This is a genomic window from Pseudomonas sp. MAFF 730105 (genome assembly GCF_055380705.1).
In genome coordinates, this window is record NZ_AP018438.1 from 2,344,857 (window position 1) to 2,370,080 (window position 25,224).

Genomic DNA, 25,224 nt, shown 5'->3' on the forward strand with positions numbered 1-25,224 from the left:
CGGGGCCGATACCTACTCCTCGAATGCCACCAGTGCGCTGCCCTCGCTGACCATTTCCCCTTCCTGGCAATACAGTGCCTTGATCACTCCGGCCTTGGGCGCACGAATGCTGTGTTCCATTTTCATCGCTTCCAGGACCACCAGTTGCGCGCCAGCCTCTACTGCCTGGCCGGGGCTCACCAGCACCCGCACGATGCTGCCATTCATGGGAGCGGTCAGGCCGCCCTCGTGGCTGTGGCTGGCTTCGGCGGCGGCCAGCGGGTCGCACAGCTCGACGCGACGCAGATCGCCTTGCCATTGCAGATACAGGCTGTCGCCCTGGCGGATGGCCCGGTGGCTTCGACGCAGGCCGTTGTGGCCGACCACCAGATGCTCGCCGCGGAGCTCGGCGATTATGCCCTGGACGTCCAGCGTCATCGCCCGATCCTGATCTTCACAGCTCAAATGCAACGTGGTTTCCCCTGGCAGTCCCAAACGCAGGCCGGTGATATCGGACCAGGGGGAAGCGGCGTCGTCGGGGCGTATCCGTGGTGTCAGACCCAAGGCGAAAGCCTGGGCGGCTGTGGACCAGAAGTCGTCATCCAGTTCACCAGGTGCTGGCAGTAACTGCGCCTGGTAGCGTGGGATAAAACCGGTGTCCAGCTCAGCTGCGGCGAAGGCCGGGTGGGCAATGATGCGACGCAGGAAGCCGATGTTGGTTTTCAAACCGCCGATGGCAAACTCGTCGAGCATGCTCAACAGCCGCAACCGCGCCTGTTCACGGTCCTCGCCCCAGGCAATCAGCTTGCCGAGCATCGGGTCGTAGAAGGGCGAGATCTCATCGCCTTCTTCGACGCCGCTGTCGACCCGTCGCCCCGGTCCTTCGGCCGATTCGCGATACAGCGCCAGGCGCCCGGTGGCCGGCAGGAAGTCGTTGGCCGGGTCTTCGGCATACAGCCGTACTTCGATGGCGTGGCCGGACAGTGGGACTTGTTCCTGGGTGATCGGCAGCGGCTCGCCCTGGGCAACGCGAATCTGCCAGGCCACCAGGTCAAGCCCGGTGATCGCTTCGGTGACCGGGTGCTCGACCTGCAACCGGGTGTTCATTTCCATGAAGAAAAACTCGCCCCGCGAATCCAGCAGGAACTCCACCGTGCCGGCGCCGACATAGCCAATCGCCTGGGCTGCGCGCACGGCAGCCTCGCCCATTGCCCGTCGCAGTTCCGGGGTCAGGCCTGGGGCTGGCGCTTCTTCCACGACTTTCTGGTGACGACGCTGAATCGAACAATCGCGCTCGTTGAGGTACAGGCAATGGCCATGCTGGTCGGCGAACACCTGAATCTCAACGTGACGTGGCTTGAGCAGGTATTTTTCCACCAGCATCCGCGAGTCGCCGAACGACGATTGCGCCTCGCGCTGCGCCGAGGCCAGGGCTTCGGCCAGTTGGCTGACGTCCTCGACAACTTTCATGCCCTTGCCGCCACCCCCGGCGGTGGCCTTGAGCAGCACCGGATAACCGATGCGCTCGGCGGCGGCGCGGAACGTCTCCAGATCCTGGGCTTCGCCATGGTAACCGGGCACGAGGGGCACGCCGGCGGTTTCCATCAAGGCCTTGGCCGCGGATTTGCTGCCCATGGCGTCAATGGCCGAGGCGGGCGGGCCGAGGAAAATCAGCCCGGCGTTTTCGATGGCCCGGGCGAACCCGGCATTCTCCGAAAGAAAACCGTAGCCAGGGTGGATAGCCTGGGCGCCACTGGCCTGGGCGGCAGCGATCAACTTGTCGATTTGCAGGTAGCTATCGGCCGCCTTGCTGCCGCCCAGGTCGACCCGGATGTCGGCTTCGCGGCTGTGGCGGGCGTCGCGGTCGGTGGCGCTGTGCACCGCAACCGTGGTCAGGCCCATGGCCTTGGCGGTACGCATTACGCGGCAGGCGATTTCACCGCGATTGGCCACCAGCACGGTGGTGAGGACTGGGGCGCTCATCGACGGGGCTCCTTATGTTTCGATGGGGCAGGTTTCGAAGGGGCAGGGGGCGACTCGGCCTGCCAGTTCGGCGGCCGCTTCTGCAGAAAGGCGCGCAGGCCTTCCTGCCCCTCCGGGCTGACGCGGATGCGGGCGATGGCATTCTCGGTGTAACGTCGCAATGCCGGGGTCAGGGCGCCGTTGCCGACTTCGCGCAGCAGTTCCTTGCTGGCGCGCATGGCCGCCGGGCTGTTGAGCAACAGGTTATCGATCCACTGCGCGACTTGATCATTCAGCGTCTCAGGCGGGTAACTTTCCGACAGCAAACCGATCTCTTTCGCACGTTGTCCGCCGAAACGTTCAGCGGTGAGGGCGTAACGCCGGGCTGCCCGTTCGCCAATGGCCTGCACCACGAACGGGCTGATCACCGCCGGCGCCAGGCCGATGCGCACTTCCGACAGGCAGAACTGTGCGTCATCGGCACCAATGGCCATGTCGCAGGCACTGATCAACCCCAGCGCGCCGCCAAAGGCCGCGCCTTGGACGACTGCCAGCGTCGGAATCTTCAACTTGGCGAGGTTGTACATCAGCTCCGCCAGTTCCCGGGCGTCGTCGAGGTTGGTGTGGTAGTCGAGCTCGGCCGACTGTTGCATCCAGGCCAGGTCGGCGCCGGCGCTGAAGTGCTTGCCACGTCCGCGGATCAGCAGGAAGCGCACGCTTTGATCGCTGCTGACCTGGTCCAGCGCGAGGATCAGCTCGCGGATCATTTCGGCGTTGAACGCATTGTTCTTCGACTCGCGGCTCAACCACAGAGTGGCAACGCCGCGGGGATCGGTCAGCAATTCGAGGGTGTTGAAGTGTTCCATGGGCATTCCCCGGTTACATCCGGAACACGCCGAAGCGGCTCGGTTCAATAGGTGCGTTCAGTGACGCGGACAAGGCCAGGCCCACGATGTCGCGGGTCTGGGCCGGGTCGATGACGCCGTCGTCCCACAGTCTCGCGCTGGAATAGTAGGGGTGACCCTGTTCTTCGTACTGATCGAGAATCGGTTGTTTGATCTCGGCTTCCTGGGCGGCGCTGAACGGATGACCGCTGCGTTCGGCCTGTTCGCGCTTGACTTGCACCAGCACACCGGCGGCCTGTTCGGCGCCCATCACGCCAATCCGCGCATTTGGCCACATCCACAGGAAACGTGGGTCGTAGGCTCGTCCGCACATACCGTAGTTACCTGCGCCGAAGCTGCCGCCAATGATGACCGTGAATTTCGGCACCCGGGCGCAGGCCACCGCGGTGACCAGTTTCGCACCATGCTTGGCGATGCCGCCGGCCTCGTATTTCTGCCCGACCATGAAGCCGGTGATGTTCTGCAGGAACAACAACGGGATGCCTCGCTGGCAGGCCAGTTCGATGAAGTGCGCACCCTTTTGCGCAGCTTCGGCGAACAGGATGCCGTTGTTCGCCAGGATCGCGACGGGGTAGCCGTGCAGATGGGCAAAGCCGCACACCAGTGTGGTGCCGAACAATGCCTTGAACTCATCGAACACCGAACCGTCCACCAGCCGCGCAATCACCTCCCGGACATCGAAAGGCTGCTTGGCATCGGCCGGTACCACACCATACAGCTCGTCGCTCGCATACAGTGGAGCGATCGGGGTGCGTGGCTGCACGTCGCCAAGCTTGCGCCAGTTGAGGTTGGCGACGCTGCGGCGGGCCAGGGCCAGGGCATGTTCGTCGTTGTCGGCGTAGTGGTCGGCCACGCCGGAAATCTTGCAATGCACATCGGCGCCGCCCAGGTCCTCGGCGCTGACCACCTCGCCGGTGGCGGCTTTGACCAACGGTGGGCCGGCCAGGAAGATGGTCGCCTGTTCACGGACCATGATCGCTTCATCGGCCATTGCCGGAACGTACGCCCCGCCGGCCGTGCACGAACCCATGACCACCGCCAGTTGCGGGATGCCTTGGGCGCTCATGTTGGCCTGGTTGAAGAAGATCCGGCCGAAGTGCTCCCGGTCCGGAAACACTTCGTCCTGGCGCGGCAGGTTGGCACCGCCGGAATCCACCAGATAAATGCAAGGCAAGCGATTCTGTTGAGCGATGGTCTGGGCGCGCAGGTGTTTCTTCACAGTCAGCGGATAATAGGAGCCTCCTTTGACCGTCGCGTCGTTGGCGACAATCATGCATTCGACGCCTTCCACGCGACCGATGCCGGCGATCACCCCCGCGGCAGGGACGTCTTCGCCGTAAACCTCGTAGGCCGCCAGCGGGCTGATTTCCAGGAAGGGCGAACCGGGGTCCAGCAACCGGTTGATGCGCTCCCGAGGCAACAACTTGCCCCGCGAGGTGTGCCGCTCCTGGGCCTTGGGTCCGCCGCCCTGCTGGACTTGCGCGAGCAGGGTGCGCAAGGCGCCGACCTGTTCGAGCATGGCGTCACGGTTGGCAATGAACTCCGGCGAACGTGGGTTGAGCTGGGTGTGCAGCGTGGCCATGGTCAGCTCCGTTAGCGGGTTTCGTTGAACAGTTCGCGACCGATCAGCATCCGACGGATTTCACTGGTGCCGGCACCAATTTCGTACAACTTGGCGTCACGTAGCAGACGCCCGGCCGGAAATTCGTTGATGTAACCATTGCCGCCCAGGATCTGGATGGCATCCAAGGCCATTTGCGTGGCGCGCTCGGCGGTGTAGAGGATCACCCCGGCGGCATCCTTGCGGGCGGTTTCGCCGCGCTCGCAGGCCTGGGCCACCGCATACAGATAGGCGCGGCTGGCGTTGAGCTGGGTGTACATGTCGGCCACCTTGCCCTGGATCAGTTGGAATTCGCCGATGCTCTGGCCGAACTGCTTGCGATCGTGGATGTAGGGCACGATCAGGTCCATGCACGCCTGCATGATCCCGGTGGGACCGCCGGACAACACCACCCGTTCGTAGTCCAGGCCACTCATCAGGACCCTGACGCCGCCGTTGAGCACACCGAGGATGTTCTCTTCCGGCACTTCGACGTCGTCGAAGAACAACTCGCAGGTGTTGGAGCCGCGCATGCCGAGCTTGTCGAACTTGTTGCTGCGGCTGAAGCCTTTCCAGTCACGCTCGACGATGAATGCGGTGATGCCGTGGGGGCCTTTTTCCAGGTCGGTCTTGGCGTAGATCACGTAGGTGTTGGCGTCGGGGCCATTGGTGATCCAGGTTTTGCTGCCGTTGAGCACGTAATGATCGCCGCGCTTGTCGGCCCGCAGTTTCATGGAAACCACGTCGGAGCCGGCGTTCGGCTCGCTCATGGCGAGGGCGCCGATGTGTTCGCCGCTGATCAGCTTCGGCAGGTATTTGGATTTCTGCTCGTGGTTGCCGTTGCGGTTGATCTGGTTGACGCAGAGGTTGGAATGGGCGCCGTAGGAGAGGGCGACCGAGGCCGAACCGCGGCTGATTTCCTCCATCGCCACCACGTGGGCCAGGTAGCCCAGGCCGGCGCCGCCGTATTCTTCCGGTACGGTGATACCCAACAGGCCCATGTCGCCGAACTTGCGCCACATGTCGGCGGGGAACAGGTTGTCGACATCGATCTGCGCCGCCCGAGGCGCCAGCTCGGCCTTGACGAAGGCCTGCACCTGGTCGCGCAACATGTCGATGGTTTCACCGAGGGCAAAATTCAGGGATGGGTAGCTCATGGGACACCTTTGGCTTTTTTATCGGGTGTGGAGAGGGACAAGAGTGCTCTCACCTTTACGTTAACGTAAGCCTGCAATAAATGACTGTCAATCACCTTTACGTTAACGTCAACTTGGTCCAGAGTAGATGCGGCTGACGGCGTGACCCTGTGGGAGCCGAGCTTGCTCGCGATGAACGATAACGCCATTTTCCGGCGTTGAACCGAGGCGCCTTCATCGCGAGCAAGCTTGGCTCCCACGGGCTTTGGTTTCACAGGTTCAAGCGTAGCAACCCACTAATAAAGACAAGAGGGGGCGTCATGGATCAACCCGGTTCGCATTCGCAGCTCAGCTACACCCGCGGCTCCCAGGCCAAGGCCTTGTTGACGCAGACCATCGGCCAGGCTTTTGACCAGACCGTGGCCCGTTACCCCGATAACGAGGCGTTGGTGGTTCGCCATCAAGCGCTGCGTTATACCTGGCGGCAACTGGCTGAAGCGGTCGATCTGCACGCCCGGGCCTTGCTGGCGTTGGGCCTGAAAACCGGTGATCGTCTCGGCGTGTGGGCCCCCAATTGCGCCCAGTGGTGCATCAGCCAGTTCGCCAGCGCGAAGATCGGCGTGATCCTGGTCAACATCAACCCGGCCTACCGTAGTTCCGAGCTGGAATACGTGCTCAAGCAGTCCGGGTGCCAGTGGTTGGTGTGCGCCGGGGCGTTCAAGACTTCGGACTATCACGCCATGCTGCAAACCCTCGTGCCGGAGCTGGCGGAACAGTCGATCGGCCAGCTGAACTGCGAACGCTTGCCGGACCTGCGGGGTGTGATCAGTCTCGATCCCCAGCCACCGTCAGGGTTTCTACCCTGGTCGCAACTGGCAGACCTGGGCACGGCGGTTTCGCCTGAAGAGCTGGCCGAGCGCGCGACCAGCCTGCATGTCGAGCAACCGGTGAACATCCAGTACACCTCAGGCACCACCGGATTTCCCAAGGGCGCGACCCTCAGCCACCGCAACATTCTCAACAACGGCTATATGGTGGGCGAAAGCCTGGAGCTCAGCGCCAATGACCGGTTGGTGATCCCGGTGCCGCTCTACCATTGCTTCGGCATGGTCATGGGAAATCTGGGCTGCCTGACCCACGGCAGTACCATGATCTACCCCAACGACGCCTTTGACCCCTTGCTGACCCTGAGCACCGTGGCCGAGGAAAAAGCCACTGCGCTATACGGTGTGCCGACCATGTTCATCGCCATGCTGGATCAACCGCAGCGACGTGGGTTCGACTTGTCCAGCCTGCGCACCGGGATCATGGCCGGCTCGACCTGCCCGATCGAAGTGATGCGGCGGGTGATCAACGACATGCACATGAGCGAGGTGCAGATTGCCTATGGCATGACGGAAACCAGCCCGGTGTCGTTGCAGACCGGTCCTTCAGACGAACTGGAGTTGCGCGTTACCACCGTCGGCCGCACTCAGCCGCAACTGGAAAGCAAAATTATCGACGAGGCCGGCGACATCGTCCCTCGTGGCACCATCGGCGAGCTGTGTACCCGTGGCTACAGCGTGATGCTCGGTTACTGGAACAACCCCAAGGGCACCGCCGAGGCCATCGACGGGGATGGCTGGATGCGCACCGGTGACCTGGCGACCATGGACGAGCAGGGTTACGTCCGCATTGTCGGACGTAACAAGGACATGATCATCCGGGGTGGCGAGAATATTTACCCGCGCGAGTTGGAAGAGTTCTTCTTCACTCATCCTGCGGTGGCCGATGTGCAGGTGATCGGCATCCCTTGTTCGCGCTACGGCGAAGAGATCGTGGCCTGGATCAAGTTCCATCCCGGGCACAGCGTGACCGAACAGGAGTTGCAGGCCTGGTGCAAGACGCGCATCGCCCACTTCAAGACGCCACGTTACTTCAAGTTCGTCGAGGAGTTTCCGATGACGGTGACCGGCAAGATCCAGAAATTCCGCATGCGTGAGATCAGCATCGAAGAACTGCGCGATCGATAAGACTCGCCACAACACCTGTGGGAGCGAGCCTGCTCGCGATAGCTGTCTGTCAGTTGATAGGGATGTCGATTGACACGGCCTCATCGCGAGCAGGCTCGCTCCCACAAAAAAAGTCAATCACCAGACAGCACAAAGGGGAGCCGAAGCTCCCCTTTAATTTTGTCGTCGCGTGCTCTTTTTTATTATTGAGGGGCGGCCTGTTGTTGTTTTTGGTAGCCGTGACCCTTTACCGCTGTTTTGGGCGATCCCCATCCGGGATCAAGAGCAAACGTATTTTTTTGAGCGCTGATCTGCTTTTTTCGCCTTGCGATCCAACCGATTCGGGTCCTACCTGAAGGTAGTCTTATTGTTCTCTGCCCGGTTGCGGGTTGCTCCTGAGAGCACCCTGAAAAGCCTATCTTCTCCAAAAAAATCTGTTAGCTGCGTCTCTGCCGTGTTGTTTTTGTTATGTCAGAGTCGTTTCGTCTTGTTTTTATTGGGTTTGTCGCTTTTTTTTTATTCTTGTTATGCCAGAGAGATAGCAGGTGTCGTGCCAACTTTTAAAATCCTTTATAAATCAATAGCTTGTGTTTTTTGGTCGAATAAAGTGACGGAATGGATCTGACAAATTGTTTCCGTGTTACTCGTTTCACAGCCGGTGCGGTAACACCTCATTGGGCATAGCGTGCCTTGGCGACGCGGGAACCGGTCGGGCGCCCGAGTACGTCACAGATCTGTCGACCCGCGGCGATCAGCGCATCCAGGTCGACGCCGGTTTCAATGCCCAGGCCATTGAGCAGGTACAGCACGTCTTCGGTGGCGACGTTACCGCTGGCTCCCTTGGCATAGGGGCAACCGCCGAGGCCGGCGATGGAGCTGTCGAACACGGCGATGCCTTCGAGCAGGCTGGCATACAGGTTCGCCAAGGCCTGGCCGTAGGTGTCATGGAAATGACCGGCGAGTTTGTCCCGGGGAACGTCCGCCGAAACCACTTCGAACAGCTTGCGCGTGGCGCCAGCGGTGCCTGTGCCGATGGTGTCGCCCAGGGACACCTCGTAACAGCCCATTGCATAGAGCTCGCGGGCGACCCAGGCCACTTGCTCGGGTTTGATGGCGCCTTCGTAAGGGCAGCCCAGCACGCAGGAAACGTAGCCGCGCACACTGACCCCGTTGCGCTTGGCGGCTTCCATGATCGGCGCGAAGCGCTCCAGGCTTTCCTTGATGGAACAGTTGATGTTGCGCTGGGAGAACGCTTCGGACGCGGCGGCGAATACCGCCACTTCCTTCACGCCGGCCGCCAGCGCGTCCTCAAACCCTCGCAGGTTCGGTGCCAGGGCGCCATAAGTGACGCCGGGTTTGCGCTGGATCTGCGCGAACACCTCGGCGGAACCGGCCATCTGTGGGACCCACTTGGGCGAGACAAAGCTGCCGACTTCGATGTAACCCAGGCCGGCGGCACTCAGTGCATCCACCAGGTGCACCTTGTCGGCGACGCTGATGGGTTGTGCTTCATTCTGCAGACCGTCGCGGGGGCCGACTTCGATCAAGCGTACAAAGGAGGGAAGGGACATGGGGATAGACCTTTAATGGGTTGCCAATATACCGGGGGCGACGGCGATCCAATGTGGGAGCGGGCCTGCTCGCGATAGCGGTATGTCAAACAACATTGATGTTGGCGGTTAAACCGCTATCGCGAGCAGGCTCGCTCCCACGATGGGTATGACAGCTATACAGCTTCCTGACCCTTGAGCGTCTGCTCCAGTGCCTGGATGCAGCGTTCTTCGGCGGTGTCGAGCTCAAGCTTCATCTGTTCGATGTCCAGCAGTTGCTGTTCGAGTTGCTCCCGGCGCTCGGTGATTTTCGCCAGCATACTGTGCAGTTGTTTCTGGTTACCGCTGGAGGGGTCGTAGAGTTCGATCAGCTCGCGGCACTCGGCCAGGGAAAAACCGATGCGCTTGCCCCGCAGGATCAATTTCAGGCTGACTTTGTCCCGCGGTGAGTAGATGCGCTCCTGACCCCGTCGCTCCGGGCTCAGCAGGCCTTGCTCTTCATAAAAACGGATGGCCCGGGTGGTGATGTCCAGTTCCCGGGCGAGGTCGGAGATGCTGTAGGTCTGACTGCTCATGGACGCGCTCGAAACGATAGGGGCTGGCGCTAAGCTAATGTCAGGTTGACGTTCACGTCAAGCAATGAAACCGGTGGGAGCGAGCCTGCTCGCGATGGCGGTGGATCGGCCAACCTCGTTGTTGATTGATCTGCCGCCATCGCGAGCAGGCTCGCTCCCACCATGGATCCCCTACGCGTTCTCAAGCTTTTTCTCATGGGCCGTCACCTGCTGGCACAACTCGATCATCTGCTCGCGCATCCAGCGGTTGGCCGGGTCCTGGTCGGTGCTTTCGTGCCAATAGAGATGGGTTTCCACCGGCGGTACATCGTTGACCGGCAGTTGGAAGGCATGCAGGTCATGGCGACGGGCAAACCGTTCGGGAACGGTCATGACCATGTCGGTCTGCTGCAATACCTGGGAGGCCATCAAGTAATGCTGTGAGCGCAGGGCGATCTTGCGCTGGATGCCCATCTTGCCCAGGGCCAGGTCGACATAGCCCAGCCCATTGCGGCGGCTGGAGATATGCACGTGGGTCTGGGCGAGATAGTCATCGAGGCTGATTTTTTCCTTGCCCGCCAAGGGATGGCCCTTGCGCATGGCACATACGTAACGGTCTTCCATCAGTTTGACGTGACGCACCTGCGGGTCGGTATTGAGCGGGGCGTCGACGGCGAAATCGAGCCGGCCGGCAGCCAGTTCCTTGGTGGTTTCGCGGCGCTTGGACAGGAAACTCTCGATGGCCACGGTCGGCGCCAGGCGCCGCAGGCGCTGGAACAGGGGTGGCAGGATCACGCCTTCGGTGAGGTCGGTCATGCTGATGCGGTAGGTCTTGACGGCCTGCAGCGGGTTGAAGATCCGGCTTTCCTGCACCGACACCCGCAGCAGCGACAGCGCATTGCGGACCGGGCCGATGATGTTCTGGGCCATGGGCGTGGGCACCATGCCCTGGGCGGTGCGCACGAACAGCGGGTCGTTGAAGGTTTCCCGCAAGCGCGCCAGGGCGTTGGACACGGCCGGCTGAGTGATACCGACGATCTGCCCGGCGCGGGTCAGGTTGGCTTCGGTGTAGATCGCATCGAAGACGATGAAGAGATTGAGGTCGACCTTGCTCAGATTCATGGCGCTGCACTCTTGTTTTTAGACGGTTTCTCGGGCGTGTCGTGAGGTGTCGGATGGCGATGGAATCAGTGAACCATATATCGGTGATGAATGTTAATACACGCCGAGAATAGGTTAGGTAAATTTTCGTAGCTGAACTAGCATCGATTTCATGATCTGAAATCAACCTCTGCCCAGAAGGTGCTGCCCATGGATTTTGCCTATTCCCCCAAGGTTCAGGAATTGCGTGAACGCGTCACGGCGTTCATGGATGCCTACGTCTACCCGGCCGAAGCGGTGTTCGAACGGCAAGTGGCCGAAGGTGATCGCTGGCAGCCCACTGCCATCATGGAAGAGCTCAAGGCCAAGGCCAAAGCCGAAGGCCTGTGGAATCTTTTCCTGCCCGAGTCCGAACTGGGGGCTGGCCTGACCAACCTTGAGTACGCACCGCTGGCAGAGATCATGGGCCGTTCGTTGTTGGGGCCGGAGCCGTTCAACTGCTCGGCGCCGGACACCGGCAACATGGAAGTACTGGTGCGTTACGCCAATGAAGAACAGAAGCAACGCTGGTTGGAACCGCTGCTGCGAGGCGAGATCCGCTCGGCCTTCGCCATGACCGAACCGGACGTGGCGTCTTCGGATGCCACCAACATGGCCGCCCGCGCCGAGCGCGAGGGTGACCAATGGGTGATCAACGGTAAGAAGTGGTGGACCTCGGGGGCCTGTGACCCGCGTTGCAAGATCCTGATCTTCATGGGGCTGAGCAATCCCGATGCGCCACGCCATGCCCAGCATTCGATGATCCTGGTGCCGGTGGACACTCCCGGGGTCAAGATCGTGCGGCCGCTGCCGGTATTCGGTTACGACGATGCGCCCCACGGTCACGCCGAAGTGTTGTTCGATAACGTGCGGGTGCCGTACGAAAACGTCTTGCTGGGTGAAGGACGCGGCTTTGAAATTGCTCAGGGTCGCCTCGGCCCGGGCCGTATCCATCACTGCATGCGCTCCATCGGCATGGCCGAGCGGGCGCTGGAGTTGATGTGCAAGCGCGCCGTCAGTCGCACCGCGTTCGGTAAACCGCTGGCGCGCCTGGGGGGCAACGTCGACAAGATCGCCGACTCGCGGATGGAAATCGACATGGCTCGTCTGCTGACCTTGAAAGCGGCCTACATGATGGACACTGTCGGCAACAAGGTCGCGAAAAGCGAAATCGCACAGATCAAGGTGGTTGCACCGAATGTGGCCCTGAAGGTCATCGACCGGGCGATCCAGATCCACGGCGGTGCCGGGGTGTCCAACGATTTCCCGCTGGCCTACATGTACGCCATGCAGCGCACCCTGCGCCTGGCCGACGGCCCGGACGAAGTGCACCGCGCCGCCATCGGCAAGTTTGAAATCGGCAAGTATGTGCCCAAGGAGATGTTGCGTAGCGAGCGCTGAGGGCTCGGCATTCACCACAAGCCCCTGTGGGAGCCGAGCTTGCTCGCGATGGCGGAGGGTCAGCCGACTGAAAGAGTGGCTGTGATACCGTCATCGCGAGCAAGCTCGGCTCCCACAGAGGATCTGTGGTGAACACACATTTCGCAGTTATTCCTTGACGCTCATGTACTCCTCGGCCCAACGGATGTATTCCTCGGGCTGGGTGTAGGTGTGGGTCAGCTCGGTGGCGCTGAGGTCAGAGGCCTGGGTGAAGATCTGCCGTTGTTCGCGCAGGCTGTCGTAGGTGGCCTTGATCGCGGCGAAGTAGGCGCCGTGACCGTCGATAGTCACCCGCACGCCCAGCTCGGCCAGGCGTTTGTCGTCGCGCAGCAGCGGATTGCCATAGGTGACGAGCATCAACGGCACCGTCAGATTTTCACTGATCTTCTCCAGGTGCTCGAAGTCCTGCACGCCCACCATGCAAATCCCGTCCGCGCCGGCACGTTCGTATTGCTGGGTACGGCTGATGATTTCCTGGACTGGCAGGATCCCGGCGTTGGTGCGGGCGATGATCGCCATTTCCGGATCGACCCGCGCTTCCAGCGCCGCGCGAATCTTGCCGACGCCTTCGGCCACGCCGATCAGGTCGGTGGATTTGCGGCCGAACTGGGCCGGCAGTAGGGTGTCTTCGATGGTGAGAGCCGCTACGCCGGCGCGTTCGAGTTCGATGATGGTGCGCATCACGTTCAGGGCGTTGCCATAGCCGTGGTCGGCATCGGCGATCACCGGCAGCTGGGCCACACGGCCGATGCGGGTGGCCTGTTCGGCAAACTCGCTGAGGGTGATCAACGCAAAGTCCGGTGCCCCCAATACTTGCAACGACGCAACCGAGCCCCCGAGGATCCCCACTTCAAAACCCAGGTCGGCGGCAATGCGCGCCGACATCGGGTCAAACACCGATGCGGTGTGATAGCAGGTCTGGGAAGCCAGGAGTTGGCGAAAGTTACGACGCAAATCTTGATGGGAAAGCCTGGACATATGAGTTCCACCAATGGAATGGAAGGGCTTGAGCAAAAATGTCAACGCCGAAAGAACCAAAGGCTATCACGTGGCAAGCGTAAAGATGATGACGAATGCGCATGGGCCATGTTTGCCGCGCATCGAAAAAAGGCCGCAGGCCTGGAAGGTCTGCGGCCCGCAGGGATCGATCCTCCGGAGGCTGATCAGTCCTGGGTCGGCACGCTCCAGATCTGCTTGATTTCATGGATGTTTCCAACGTTGAAGCGCGTTGGGAACCCCGGAATGGTGCATTGGATCTCGCTGGTGAGCTGCATGGCGGTATCGACCACATTGCCTGCGGCGCGCAACATGGGGGTTTCTTCCCAATTGTTCATTGGATTATTCACGGTTTCTTCCTTCTTTTGGTTATTGGGCAGCAAACGACTGCCGAGGGGGAGCAATGACAGCACCTGTGTAAACAGTGCTGTCTCTTGCGCAGCGATACCGGGGTAAAGCGGCGTGTAATGCTCATCAAAACACCAGGCTTCGTCAGCGCGGATCGAGTGTTCTGGATGAATAAGCAGACTCAATGATGCGGACATGGATTGGGGAGCGATCTGTTTATGGATTTCCTTCAAGGCCGGCATATATAAAACTTCGCCGGGCGACAGTTTGACACTGCGTTGTTTTCCCAGTCGGGGAATCTTGCCTGCTTGCAATGGCAGGTCGTCCAGTATTTCGCGGATGATTGTCGTGTAGCCATCGCCACTGTAGCCGACGACATACATTTCAAAGTCATGACTGTGGTTCAGGTCATAGATAAAGGTTTCATGTTCATCATGCAGGTTGACCGGCGACCAGAATCCGAGGCGTAGGGTGAATAGATCATTACTGTGCAGTACAAATGCATAGGCATTGTAGAGACTGTTGCGTGTACTGAACCCATCCTGCTGGATCGAAGCATAAAGATGCTCGCTTAATAAAGAACGGTTTGAAGCCAACTGACGCAGGTTGTCAATGATGCAGTCCTTGTCGCGCTGCAAATCATAGGTATTCAAGCGCGCGATAAATGTTTCCAGGTTCATGCCGCCTTCTCCAAGGGAGAAAGCAAATTGTCCAGGCGTGGGTTCTTGAGTTTTTTTAACAGCGGGACATAGTTCAATGCCTTGTGCGGGTCAGCCTGATAAAGCAGCTGGAAGGCTTTCCACGCCACGGCCGGGTGGTAATGATAAAGCAGTTCTTCGGCAACCTTCGCTCCTCCGGGGTCGCGGAGGGTTTCGAGCAATTCCAGGCTCACCAGGAACCGGGCGGCGCTTTCGTCGTGAGGCAACCAGGCTATTTTCTGCAGCGATAGGCGATCGAATACGCTGATGTCGGAACTTCTGTCCAGCAAGTTGATTCGACCTGTTAACTGGGCAGCGTTCCGTTCTGTTGGCGCGTAGTCGAATACTGTGCGACTGCCGTCAATGATGAGCGGGGTTTTCTGGTCAACGATAACGCTGTCTAGTCGTTGCAGTTGATGCTCATGGCGCGCATAAAGTTGCACAACGAACGGCTGCTCCAACGCAAATAGAATGCTTTGGCCGGGCACCGAATAGAGGGGCGAAAGAGCGCTGTTGGGCGTGGGTGTCCTGATGCTGATATTGCCGATGTCAGTGCAATGCAACAGCAGGGTTCCGGTATGCGGATTGGAGATGTTCATGAGGGTCGCACGCCGGGACTGTGCCTTGGCAAACGACGGTTGACTATTCAGGTGGCTAATCAGTTGGTTGACTTGCGCGGTCATGTCTAATGTTTTTATTTTTTTCGCTATGTGCTCGGGCGAAAAGTTTTTGGTAATTAGATCTTTAATCATGAGCGTTTTCGCAGCAGTGGGTCGATGCGAGAAAGTATGAGTTTTGTGTGGGGGGAGCGGCAACTAAGGAATTGTCGACAAGTATTACGAGTCAACTAATTCTCTTTGGTCTAGTTACCAGGAGCAGGGTGGCGAACCCTGCCGACCGGCCGTTATTGATCCAGGAGCTGCAGGTGACTCTTGTGTACTTTGCTACGCCGCCGCAGCCTGTCGCCCTTGCGCGAGCAGCGGCACGGCGCGCACCGTATCGCCTGGCTGCACCTGCAGGCGTTTGGCGGTGAGACGGTCGATTACCAGGCTGTGACCGTTCTGATGGGCCCTGGCGCTGGTGACGCGGCAGTTTTCCAGGCGCCGATTGTGGATCAGCCAGACGGGGGCTTGTTCGTCCGGCGAGCCGACGTCCAGGACCAGTGACTGGCTGTCGCGGATGCTGCGGATATTCGAGACCGACGCTTCGATCACCGGGCCGCCATCGAAAATGTCGATGTAACCCTTATGGCTGAAACCTTCAGCGCCGAGAATCTTCAAGGCCGGCTCGGTATTCGGGTGGGCCTTGCCGATCACGGCTTGGGCCTGTTGGGTGAGCAGGCAGGTGTACAGCGGCTGGCGCGGCATCAACTCGGCGATGAACGATTTATTGCCCATGCCGGATAACTGATCCGCGTAGCTGAAGTCTTTCTGGAAAAAGTGACGTCCCAGGCTGTCCCAGAACGGCGAGCAACCGTGCTCGTCGGCATGGCCGCGCAACTCGGCGATCAGTTTTTCACCGAACAACTGGGAGAACTCTGCAACGAACAACAGGCGTGCCAAGGACAGCAGCCGCCCGTTATGACCCTGGCGCTGGGCGGGATGCAGGAACAACGAGCAGATCTCCGATTGCCCGGTCATCTCGTTGTTGAGGAACAGGGTGGGGATCTGCCGCTGGATGCCCAGCTTCGGCGCCGAGCTGACCGTGACCCCGACCCGATAGTTGTACCACGGCTCACGCAGACCGACCGCGCCGGTCAGGGCGCTGATCCCGACCACTTGCCGGTCATCGTCCTCGAGTACGAACAGGTAGTCGGCGTCGGCCCGCTCGACTTGTCCGGCAAAGGTGCGCTGGGCCCAGCGTATGCGATGGGCCAGGCGTTCTTCATTGGCCGGCAGGCTGGTGAATCCCGGGCCTGCGCAGCGGGCGAGGTCCAGCAATGAAGGCAGGTCGGTGATGGCGACCGGACGGACAATCATCATGCAGCTCCTTCACTGTGTCGGCCTGGGACACGACGTTGCGTGATGTTCATAAGGCAACCACCCGGATTTGTTGCCCGTCGGTGATCTCCAGCGCGGCGAGCATCCCGGGTGTCAGGGCTATGCTGTCCTCGGTGCCGACATCCAGTTCAGCCACGATCGCCCGGTAGTTTCCAAGGTTGTCGTTGCTCACCAGGTAGCGACCCCGGGCATCAATCTGCGGGCTCTGCCGGGCCGAAGCCATACGACTTTCGGCGATGGAGCGGATATTCGCGATGCGGGCGTGCAGCGTCGGTCCACCGTCGAAGAGGTCCACGTAGCTGTTGGTTTCAAAACCCTCGCGCGCCAGGATGTCGAAGGCTTCCTGGCCGTCAGGGTGCACCTGGCCGATACAGGCTTGGGCCGCAGGCGGCAGCATGGGGACATAAATGGGGTACTGGGGCATCAGCTCGGCAAGGAAATTGCGGCTCTGCAGGCCGCACAAGCGTTCAGCTTCGGCGTAAGGCAAGTCGAAAAAATGCTGGCCGATGGCGTCCCAGAACGGCGATTGGCCGTCTTCGCTGCTGAAACCGACGAGTTGCGTGATGACCGAATCAGCGAAGCGTGGCGGGTGAGCGGCGATGAACAGCAGCCGGGCTCGGGACAGCAGCTCGGACTCCGGCGTGCGCACCCGTTCGGCGTCGATGTGGAAACCGCGCAGCAGCGTCTGGCCATTGAGGTCCTGGCACAGCGAGAGGGCCGGCACGCCGTGGCGGATGTTCAGCTCCCGGGAGGCGCTGGAAAATGGTCGGTTGCGCAGGCTGTAGAACGGTTCGTTGCACCCGGTGCTGGCGAGAATTTCCGAACAACCCACCAGGCGCCCGGACGCCAGGTCTTGCAGCACGAAAAAATAATTTTCCCCGCCCGGGCTCTGCACGTCGGTGTCGAAGGACGCACACGAATCGAGAATTTTTTCCCGCAGGCACTCGGTATCGTCTGGAAGCGAGGTGACCCCCACCAGGCTGTCACGGGCCAGCTGCTGCAGTTGTTGCAGATCGCTTAACTGAACTGGACGTAAGGCCAGCATGGATTGCACTCCTGTTCCAGGGGCCCGGTGACTGCACCGGGCTTGACGATCACTGTCGATGTCCACGCGTTGTAACGCTTACTACTACAGCCGTGGCTGGCCGATCCCTGCGACCAGCCCCGAATCTCAATGACCTGCCGGGTCGGGCAGGGCGGTGTGGCTGCCGAACTTGTTGAGCACGCACAGGTAGACCAGGCCCGCCGCAATCCAGACCAGGCCCAGCTTCTGTGCATCCACGCCCATGTTGTACATGATGGCCGCGACGATGCCGAAACCCACCAGCGGGCAGATCAGGTGACGGATCAGTTGGCCCGACCGTTGGCGGCGCCAGTAGTGGTTGATCACGGTGATGTGCAACAGCATGAAGCCGCTCAAGGCGCCGAAGTTGACCAGGGAGGTCAGGGTGTCAACGGCGTCGATGAACAGGTAGCAGATCAGCAGTGACAGCACGGCCACCAGATAGATGCTCATGTAGGGCGTGTTGTGTTTCGGATGGACCTTGGCCAGTACCTTGGGCAGCTTGCCGTCCCGAGCCATGCCGAACAGCAGGCGCGACACCGCGGCCTGGGAGGTGATCGCCACCGCCACGCCCCACGCCAGCGCCGTGGCGACGGCGGTCAGGGTGGCCAGCCAACTGCCGGCCGCCAGTTCGGCGATTTCATAGAAGGCGGTGTCGGCGGACTTGAAGCCCATGCCCGCCGCCAGGTCCGTGGCGATCCAGGTCTGGACCACGAAAATCGCGCCCATCACCAGCAAGGTCACCAGTGCTGCCTTGCCGATGCTGCGTCCCGGGTCACCTTTGATTTCTTCGGCCAGGGTGGAGATGGCGTCGAACCCGAGGAACGACAATACGGCGATCGACACGGCTTGCATCAGCAGGGCGAAGTTGAAGTGCTCGGGGCTGTACAGCGGCGCCAGGGTCATCTGGCCGTTACCGGCCCCACCGTGCAGGGCATTCCAGGCGTAGAACAGGAAAATCCCCAGCACCACCAATTGGGCCAGCAGGAAAATGATGTTCATCCGCGCGGTGAAGGTGATGCCCCGCAGGTTGACGAAGGTCGCACTCACCAGGAACGCGAGGATGAAACCGACCTTGGGAATGTCCGGATACAGGTGATTCAGCGCCATGGCGGCGTAGACATAGAGCAGCGGCGGGATCAGCAGGTAATCCAGCAGCATCAACCAACCGGCAATGAAGCCGACGTGTGGGTTGAGGCCTCTCTGGGCGTAGGAATAGACGGAACCGGCCACCGGGAAGGCCCGGGCCATGCTGCCGTAGCTCAGTGCGGTGAACAGCATCGCCACCATGCCGATGATGTACGCCAGCGGGACCATCCCCGGCGCCTCGGCGTTCACGTAGCCATACACACCAAACGGTGCGATGGGGATCATGAAGATCATCCCGTAGACCACCAGGTCCGTGAGCGACAGGCTGCGCTTCAATTCCTGTTTGTAGCCAAATGCCTCGATACTCACAAGCCGTTCTCCTTTTCAGCCAATCATTGATTTTGTTTTTTCTATCGTTTGTTGCTGCCCGTTACAGCAGCGGCGCCAGGTAGGCGCTCCAGGTGCGCACCGCCTCGGGACTGCGCAGCAGGTCGTTGCGCACTTCGATCAACACCGAGTCCAGGCCGCGACCATCGCCGTGGACCGGGACCGTCATGTCGCTCAACGGGTTGATCCGGTAGGGCTGGTTGCCTGCCACCCGCAGCGAATGCCGGCTCAGCCCATCGACAATGCGCTGGGCGTAGTCCGCGGCTTCGGCGAACAGCACGCCGGCTTCCAGTGCGCGAGGCTGGCCGTAGAACACGGGGGTGAAACTGTGGATGCCCACCACTCGCGTCGGTCGGTTGTCGGCCAGGCGCTGGTCGATCAGCGACCGCAACCGGTCATGGAACGGGTGGAACAGGCATTGCTGGCGATACTGCCGAGTGGCTTCGTCCAGGGACTGGTTGCCCGGGACCTGGTAGATCTCGCTCTGGGGCGGGACGCTGTCCGGCACGTGGAGCGGGCGATTCAGGTCGATCAGCAGGCGGGAATAGTTGGCCGCCAGCAAGGTTGCGCCGAGCGTCTCGGACAGACGTTCTGCCAGCGCCAGGGCACCGATGTCCCAGGCAATGTGTTCATTGGCCGCCGTCTCGTCCAGGCCCAGGTCATTCAATGCGGCGGGGATGAAGCGGCTGGCGTGTTCGCACACCAATATCAATGGGTGCTCGGCGTTCTCCCGGATCAGCCGGTAGGGCGGCTCGGTGTAAAGCCCCGACTCGGCGCACTCAATAGATTCGCGCATAGTGCTCACATCGCTCGGCAGGTGACAGCGCTTGGGTCAAGGCCAGTTCCTGAGCCTTCAAGGCGAAGTAGGTTTCGACCAGCGGGCCGGGCAGGGCATCCAACAACGCTCCGCTGTGACGCAGGCAATCCAGTGCCTGGGCCAGGGTGGTCGGCAGGGCGATAATGCCACGAGTCCGACGTTCTTCCTCAGTCAAGTCGTCGGGTATTTCATCGGTGACGGCATTGAGCACCAGCCGTTGCTCGATGCCCAGTCGTCCAGCGATCAGCAAGGCCGCCATCGCCAGGTGCGGTGACGCGGTGGCGTCCATGGCGCGGAATTCCAGGTTGTACTGGTTCGCCAGCGGCTTGCCCCCCAGGCTCACGGTCGGACAGATGCGCAGCGCCGCTTCGCGGTTGCGCTGTCCCAGGCAAGCGTAGGATGCGCTCCAATGATGGGGTTGCAGGCGCTCGTAGGAGACCGGCGTCGGCGCGGTCAGCGCGCACAGCGCCGGCAGATGCTGCAGCACACCGGCGGCCCAGTGTCGACCGAGGCTGGACAAGCCGTTGCTGCTCGCGCTGTCGTGGAGCACGGGATCGCCATCCAGGTCCTGCAGGCTCAGGTGCAGGTGTACGCCGTTGCACACGGCCTCTGCCGACGTCTTGGCCGCGAAGCTCGCCTCCAGGCCCATCTGCCGGGCGATCTCGCGGGTGATTTCCCGCACGTTCACCGCGCGATCGGCAGCGGCGACGCCCAGGGTCGGGCGACAGGTGATTTCATATTGATGCTTGCCGTATTCGGGCAGGAACATTTCCGGTTCGACGCCCCCGGCCCGCAGGGCACTGAGCAGCCACCCGGCGAATCCGGCGTGCTGGCGCTGGGCCTGGAGGCTGAAGGCCAGGCGGTCGGGTTGGGGCTGGGGGGATTTGAGATTGAACTCATGCTCGAACGCGGCGAAGACCTGCAAGCCCAACTGGGTGCGATAGCGTTCCACTTCGTCATGCAACAGCGTGCGTGGGCAAGCTCCCCAGGGCCGGCCGTCAGTCTCGCGCACGTCACAATGGATGAAATCCAGCGCCGGGGCCTGGGCGTCGGGACCGTTGCCGATGGTGACCCGGCTGGACAGGTCCGGCACCAGCCGCAGGTCGCCATACGCCCCCCAGGGATTGGTCGATGCAATGATGTCCTGGGGCGTCAGCGCGCTGTTGGCCGGTACCCAGCCACAACCGGCAGTGACGTAGTGAGGCAGTTCATCGCTGGGAAACGAGCGCCCTCGGGTCACGCCGATCAGGTCGGTGCTCACCAGCGTGGTGACGGGCAGCGGAGTGAGCGTTGCGGCTTCGAGACGGCTCATGGTTGCATCTCCTGCAAGCGACCGAGCACGGTGTCGGTGTCGCTGATCCAGCAATAACCCTTGATAGCGTTCAGGCAGGCCAGGTGACGCTGTTCGGTGTACGTGGCGCAGGCATCTTCCACCAGGGTGACCAGATAACCGCGGTCGGCGGCGTCGCGCACGGCCATGTCGACGCATTGGTCGGTGACGATGCCAGCGACGATCAGGTGTCGGACCTGCAGGTTGCGCAGCACGTAGTCGATATTGGTGGAGTTGAAGACCCCCGAAGAGGTCTTGGGCAGCACGATCTCGTTTTCCAGGGGCGCCAGCTCGGCGATGATCTGCGCCTGCGGGCTACCCTTGGGCAAGTGCATGTCCGACAGCTTGTGGTCCAGGGAGCGGTCGCGGCCATCGGCGGTGAGGCTTTCGATATGGGTGTGCAACACGTTCTGCCGGGCTGCACGCACTCCGTCGAGCAGCCGTTGCTGGTTGGGAATCACAGTCTGGCGGGCGCGGCGGATAAAATAGCCGGCCTCGGGTGTGTCCAGGTGCGCATCGAACTGCGGTTCCAGCCAGGCGCGTTGCATGTCGACCAGCAGCAATGCCGTGTGGTCGCGGGTGAACGGCAGATCCCGAGGGGAGCGGTGAGGGAGCGAGAACATCCTTATTTTTCCTCCAACAGGTGCGTGTTGAACTCGGTGCGCAAGGCATCGATACCGTCCAGGCGCTCGGCCAGGCCAGGGCATTGCAACGTCAGGCAGGCGACCAGCGCTTCGACCTGAGCCAGTGCCGGTACCAGGCTATCGAAGGCTGAGACTGACTCCACCGGCGCGCTGATAATCAGGTCGGCCAGTTCGCGCAATGGCGAGGCATAGATATCGCTGAACAGCACGACTCGGGCATGGCGTTCCTTGGCCGCGCTGGCAACACGAAGGGCCTGGGCCTGGTAGCGACGATAATCGAAAATCAGCACCACATCCTGGCGCTGCACATCGAACAGCCGATCCGGCAGTTGGGCGTTGTCTTCCAGGGCAAAACAGCCGGCCCGCAGCAGGCGCAGGTGATTCAACAGGTAATGGGCGAGGAAGCTGCTGAAGCGTCCGCCGAAGCAATGCACCTGGTGCCGGGTGTCGAGCAGCCACTGCACGAGAATGCGCACGTCTTCGGGCTGGGTCAGGACTTGGGTTTCCAGGATGCTGCGCTGGCTGGCCACCAGATACTGGCTCCAGGTGTCACCTTGTTGCAACTTGATCCGAGGCTGCAACATCGTGCGGGGAGAGCGCAGTCGGTGGTCCATGTCGACCAGCAACGCATCCTGGAACTCGGCATAGCCGCCGAATCCAAGTTTTTTGACCAGCCGCACGATGGTCGGGTCGCTGACGCCGGCATGTTCGGCCAGGCGCGACATCGGACCGAGGCCGTTGCGCGGGTAATGATCAAGCAGAGCACGTACGACCTTGCGTTCCGACGGCGTCAAGATCAAGCCGGGATCGGTAATAAGGTCCCTGAGAGGCGGCATCCGTGCTCCTTGCTGGATGGGGTGTTGAATATCTTTCATAACTCCTGAAAACAGTATTTATGTAGCGACTACTACATGTCCAGCGGTTTTTACGTTTCGTTTAAAATGCCCAAGAATGGTGCGAAAGTCCTGTAGGGCGGGGTCCAGGCTTGGATGGCGTGGTATGTCAGCCAATGCTTTTTTCCGTGTCAGACATAACGACTTTTTGTCTCGGATATTTGATTTCATATAAGGTGCCTACACGAAAATATCCCAGTATCCACCCCCGTTAGTGTGAGCGTCCCGCGTGCAAGCCACTCGTCTGACCTTGATCAGCCATGCCCGAACCGTCGCCCAGAAACAGGCGCGTTTCGCGCTGGACGAATCACTGGACGCAGACTGGCTCGCCAGGCGCCCGGAGGCTGGTCACGGGTATCGAAACGTCGGGCACGTCCTGTGCGGGCCTGAGCTGCGCACCCGCCAGACCGCGGCATTGTTTGGCGACGAATTCCGGGTGGTCCAGGCCCTGGCCGATTGTGATCTGGGACGGTGGCGCGGGTTATCCATCGAGGCGTTGCTCCAGGCCGAACCGGAACACCTGCAAGCCTGGCTCGATGATCCTCATGCGATTCCCCATGGCGGTGAGTCCATCGACCGGCTGTGCCGCCGTGTCGGGGACTGGTTGGCAAGCCTGGAAAATGAACCGGGGCACTTGCTGGCCATCACTCATCCGTTCGTGATCCGGGCGGCCCTGATGAACGTGTTGCAATGCTCTGCAGCCGCCTTCAACCGGATCGACGTCGAACCGTTGTCTTCCCTTGAGTTGCGTTTCAACGGGGTGTGGCGCTTGCGCACCCAGGAGTTGCGGGCATGAAGAAGCTTTCAGTCATCGGCATCGGCGCCGGTGATCCGGATTACCTGACGATGCAAGCGGTGAAGGCCCTGAATCGGGTGGATGTGGTTTTTCTCATGGACAAGGGCCCCGCCAAGCACACACTGCTGGACCTGCGGCGTGACATCTGCGCGCGCTACATCGTTGATCGTCCCTATCGTTTCGTTGAAGCCAGCAGTCCCGAACGCCACCGCGGCGATCCGGACTACACCGGCAGTGTCGAAGAGCTGAACCGTGCGAAGCAGGCGACCTTCGAAAGATGGATCAATGAAGAACTGTCCGACGGGCAGTGCGGCGGCTTCCTGGTATGGGGCGATCCGTCGTTGTACGACAGCACCGTCCGCATCCTGCAGACCCTTCTTGAGACGGGGCGCTGCATTTTCGAGTTCGAGGTGATTCCGGGTATCACCAGCGTCCAGGCCCTCGCGGCGCAACACAAAGTACCGTTGAGCAGCATTGGCGGCGCGTTGGAGATCACCACCGGGCGGCGGCTGGCGGCGGGCCAGGTGGGGGATGCGGCGAGTGTGGTGGTGATGCTCGACGCCGAGGATGCGTACCGCCAGGTGAGCGATCCCGATACGCATATTTATTGGGGCGCCTACCTGGGGACGCCGGATGAGCTGCTCATCGCCGGTCGGTTGGGGGATGTGGTCGATGACATCGAGCGTACCCGCAAGGCGGCGCGGTTGGCGAATGGGTGGATCATGGACACCTATTTACTGCGCAAGCGTTGATATCCGAATGGCGCCGCTGCATCAATTTTGTGGCGAGGGGATTTATCCCCTCGCCACAGATAAATCTCCTCTTCACAACGGTGCTCGCCAGTTTTGATCGCTGATCATCTGGCTTCACCCCGCCCAAACCGCTCCCGATACACCGACGGCGCCAGCCCCACCACGCTGCGGAACGCCACGCGAAAGCTTTCCACCGAGCGGTAGCCGCACAGCTGCGCGATGTTGTCGGTTTTGTCCTGGGTGCTTTCCAGCAGTTCGCGGGCGCGGGCCAGGCGCTCGTGCTGCAGCCAGGCCTTGGGCGACAGCCCGCAGGCCTGGGTAAAGCGGCGCAGGAACGTCCGTTCGCTCATGGCCGCCTGGCTGGCGAGTTCGCGCACGCCGAGGGGCTCATGCAGGTGTTCACGGGCCCACTGCATGACTCCGGACAGATCGCTACGCGGGGTGCGGCTGACCGGCGACGGAATGAACTGCGCCTGGCCGCCGGTGCGTTGCGTCGGCATCACCAGTCGGCGCGCCACGGTGTTGGCGACCTGGGCGCCGAAGTCTCGCGCCACCAGATGCAGACAGGCATCGATGCCGGCTGCACTGCCGGCCGAGGTGATGACCTGGCCCGAATCCACGTACAGCACGTCCGGATCTACCAGGATGGCCGGAAAGTTTTCGGCCAATTCATCGGTGTAGCGCCAGTGGGTCGTGGCCCCCAGACCGTCCAACAGCCCGGCGGCCGCCAACACGAATGCCCCGGAGCAGATCGACAGCAGGCGCGCACCTCGGGCATGGGCTTTGCGCAGTGTTTCCAGCAAGTCCTCGGACGGTGGCTCGCTGCGACTGCGCCAGCCGGGGATCACGATGGTCCGGGCCGTATCCAGCAGCTCCATGCCACCGTCGGCCAGCACCTGGAAGCCGCCCATGGCGCGCAACGGGCCGTCATCGACGGCGACGATCCGGTGTTCATACCAAGGGAAATCGAATTCGGGTCGGGCCAGTCCGAAAATCTCGACGGCAACGCCGAATTCGAATGTGCACAAGCCGTCATAGACGAGGACGGCGACCAGGCCGGGGGAGGGCTGCATTTGGCGGAAAATTCCCACTGAGTGTCTTGTGCGCCACTTTAGCGGTTAGCATAGGGCGGATAAAGTCTCCTTACGCCCCCA

The 25,224-nt window shown here is 61.2% G+C and carries 21 protein-coding genes and 1 pseudogene; 4 read left to right on the plus strand and 18 right to left on the minus strand.

What is annotated here, in order from left to right:
- Window positions 1-12: 12 nt before the first annotated feature.
- Genes PCOSP_RS10560 through PCOSP_RS10575 form a run of 4 tightly spaced genes read right to left on the minus strand, consistent with a single transcriptional unit; the run spans window position 13 to window position 5,603 of the window.
- Window positions 13-1,962 carry an acetyl/propionyl/methylcrotonyl-CoA carboxylase subunit alpha gene (locus tag PCOSP_RS10560; protein WP_464711093.1) on the minus strand — a complete coding sequence of 650 codons (1,950 nt, stop codon included), beginning with the start codon at window positions 1,960-1,962 and terminating at the stop codon, window positions 13-15.
- A complete protein-coding gene (locus tag PCOSP_RS10565; RefSeq protein ID WP_175361263.1) occupies window positions 1,959-2,807 on the minus strand; it encodes a gamma-carboxygeranoyl-CoA hydratase in 849 nt (282 codons plus the stop codon). Before PCOSP_RS10565 ends, PCOSP_RS10560 begins: the two co-directional genes overlap by 4 nt.
- Before the next feature lie 13 nt (window positions 2,808-2,820).
- Window positions 2,821-4,428 (minus strand): carboxyl transferase domain-containing protein, encoded by a 1,608-nt coding sequence (locus tag PCOSP_RS10570; RefSeq protein WP_175385310.1) that lies wholly within the window; start codon window positions 4,426-4,428, stop codon window positions 2,821-2,823.
- An 11-nt stretch (window positions 4,429-4,439) separates the two neighbouring features.
- Complete coding sequence (locus PCOSP_RS10575) at window positions 4,440-5,603, minus strand: isovaleryl-CoA dehydrogenase (RefSeq protein WP_024780883.1); 1,164 nt, start codon at window positions 5,601-5,603, stop codon at window positions 4,440-4,442.
- A 299-nt stretch (window positions 5,604-5,902) separates the two neighbouring features.
- On the opposite strand from PCOSP_RS10575, the gene PCOSP_RS10580 reads away from it, so the two are divergent.
- Entirely contained in the window at window positions 5,903-7,594 is a 1,692-nt protein-coding gene (locus PCOSP_RS10580; RefSeq protein WP_139641763.1) for an AMP-binding protein, read from the plus strand.
- Between the two features lie 650 nt (window positions 7,595-8,244).
- Here PCOSP_RS10580 and PCOSP_RS10585 read toward each other — a convergent pair.
- The 3 genes from PCOSP_RS10585 to PCOSP_RS10595 all read right to left on the minus strand — a co-directional run bounded on the left by PCOSP_RS10585 (window position 8,245) and on the right by PCOSP_RS10595 (window position 10,799).
- A complete protein-coding gene (locus PCOSP_RS10585; RefSeq protein WP_464711095.1) occupies window positions 8,245-9,144 on the minus strand; it encodes a hydroxymethylglutaryl-CoA lyase in 900 nt (299 codons plus the stop codon).
- A gap of 155 nt (window positions 9,145-9,299) precedes the next feature.
- Window positions 9,300-9,698: a MerR family transcriptional regulator gene (locus PCOSP_RS10590; protein WP_024779786.1), complete on the minus strand. Its 399-nt coding sequence runs from the start codon at window positions 9,696-9,698 to the stop codon at window positions 9,300-9,302.
- Between the two features lie 171 nt (window positions 9,699-9,869).
- The gene (locus PCOSP_RS10595; protein WP_139641767.1) at window positions 9,870-10,799 is read right to left on the minus strand and encodes a LysR family transcriptional regulator; all 930 of its coding nucleotides are present in this window, start codon (window positions 10,797-10,799) and stop codon (window positions 9,870-9,872) included.
- Window positions 10,800-10,988: 189 nt separating this feature from the next.
- On the opposite strand from PCOSP_RS10595, the gene PCOSP_RS10600 reads away from it, so the two are divergent.
- Complete coding sequence (locus PCOSP_RS10600) at window positions 10,989-12,218, plus strand: acyl-CoA dehydrogenase (RefSeq protein WP_139641769.1); 1,230 nt, start codon at window positions 10,989-10,991, stop codon at window positions 12,216-12,218.
- 147 nt (window positions 12,219-12,365) lie between these two features.
- Here PCOSP_RS10600 and PCOSP_RS10605 read toward each other — a convergent pair whose 3' ends face one another.
- From PCOSP_RS10605 to PCOSP_RS10650, 10 genes and pseudogenes are all read right to left on the minus strand, one after another.
- Complete coding sequence (locus PCOSP_RS10605) at window positions 12,366-13,235, minus strand: isocitrate lyase/PEP mutase family protein (protein ID WP_041022419.1); 870 nt, start codon at window positions 13,233-13,235, stop codon at window positions 12,366-12,368.
- Window positions 13,236-13,651: 416 nt separating this feature from the next.
- Window positions 13,652-14,281, minus strand: a pseudogene (locus PCOSP_RS10610) (transposase); the annotation flags it as partial.
- Window positions 14,278-15,051: a hypothetical protein gene (locus PCOSP_RS10615; RefSeq protein WP_464711098.1), complete on the minus strand. Its 774-nt coding sequence runs from the start codon at window positions 15,049-15,051 to the stop codon at window positions 14,278-14,280. The gene PCOSP_RS10615 and the pseudogene PCOSP_RS10610, both read right to left, overlap by 4 nt.
- A 192-nt stretch (window positions 15,052-15,243) precedes the next feature.
- Window positions 15,244-16,278: an arginine N-succinyltransferase gene (gene astA, locus PCOSP_RS10620; RefSeq protein ID WP_464711907.1), complete on the minus strand. Its 1,035-nt coding sequence runs from the start codon at window positions 16,276-16,278 to the stop codon at window positions 15,244-15,246.
- A gap of 49 nt (window positions 16,279-16,327) precedes the next feature.
- Window positions 16,328-17,344 carry an arginine N-succinyltransferase gene (locus PCOSP_RS10625; RefSeq protein WP_464711100.1) on the minus strand — a complete coding sequence of 339 codons (1,017 nt, stop codon included), beginning with the start codon at window positions 17,342-17,344 and terminating at the stop codon, window positions 16,328-16,330.
- A 126-nt stretch (window positions 17,345-17,470) separates the two neighbouring features.
- Window positions 17,471-18,820 (minus strand): APC family permease, encoded by a 1,350-nt coding sequence (locus PCOSP_RS10630; protein ID WP_139641777.1) that lies wholly within the window; start codon window positions 18,818-18,820, stop codon window positions 17,471-17,473.
- A gap of 61 nt (window positions 18,821-18,881) precedes the next feature.
- The gene (locus PCOSP_RS10635; RefSeq protein WP_139641779.1) at window positions 18,882-19,634 is read right to left on the minus strand and encodes an N-formylglutamate amidohydrolase; all 753 of its coding nucleotides are present in this window, start codon (window positions 19,632-19,634) and stop codon (window positions 18,882-18,884) included.
- Window positions 19,618-20,967, minus strand: a complete 1,350-nt coding sequence (locus tag PCOSP_RS10640; RefSeq protein ID WP_464711101.1) for a glutamine synthetase family protein — start codon at window positions 20,965-20,967, stop codon at window positions 19,618-19,620. Before PCOSP_RS10640 ends, PCOSP_RS10635 begins: the two co-directional genes overlap by 17 nt.
- A complete protein-coding gene (locus tag PCOSP_RS10645) occupies window positions 20,964-21,608 on the minus strand; it encodes a cysteine hydrolase family protein (RefSeq protein ID WP_139641783.1) in 645 nt (214 codons plus the stop codon). Before PCOSP_RS10645 ends, PCOSP_RS10640 begins: the two co-directional genes overlap by 4 nt.
- Window positions 21,609-21,610: 2 nt before the next feature.
- Window positions 21,611-22,465 (minus strand): MurR/RpiR family transcriptional regulator, encoded by an 855-nt coding sequence (locus PCOSP_RS10650; RefSeq protein WP_139641785.1) that lies wholly within the window; start codon window positions 22,463-22,465, stop codon window positions 21,611-21,613.
- 286 nt (window positions 22,466-22,751) lie between these two features.
- Here PCOSP_RS10650 and PCOSP_RS10655 point away from each other — a divergent pair, with 286 nt between their 5' ends.
- Both PCOSP_RS10655 and cobF read left to right on the plus strand, forming a co-directional pair.
- On the plus strand, window positions 22,752-23,318 hold the full coding sequence (locus PCOSP_RS10655) for a histidine phosphatase family protein (protein ID WP_464711102.1): 567 nt from the start codon (window positions 22,752-22,754) through the stop codon (window positions 23,316-23,318).
- Entirely contained in the window at window positions 23,315-24,070 is a 756-nt protein-coding gene (gene cobF / locus PCOSP_RS10660) for a precorrin-6A synthase (deacetylating) (protein ID WP_139641789.1), read from the plus strand. The genes PCOSP_RS10655 and cobF overlap by 4 nt, the downstream gene beginning before the upstream one ends.
- 104 nt (window positions 24,071-24,174) lie before the next feature.
- On the opposite strand, the gene ftrA is transcribed toward cobF, so the two are convergent.
- Window positions 24,175-25,143, minus strand: a complete 969-nt coding sequence (gene ftrA, locus PCOSP_RS10665; RefSeq protein ID WP_175361276.1) for a transcriptional regulator FtrA — start codon at window positions 25,141-25,143, stop codon at window positions 24,175-24,177.
- Window positions 25,144-25,224 lie beyond the last annotated feature (81 nt).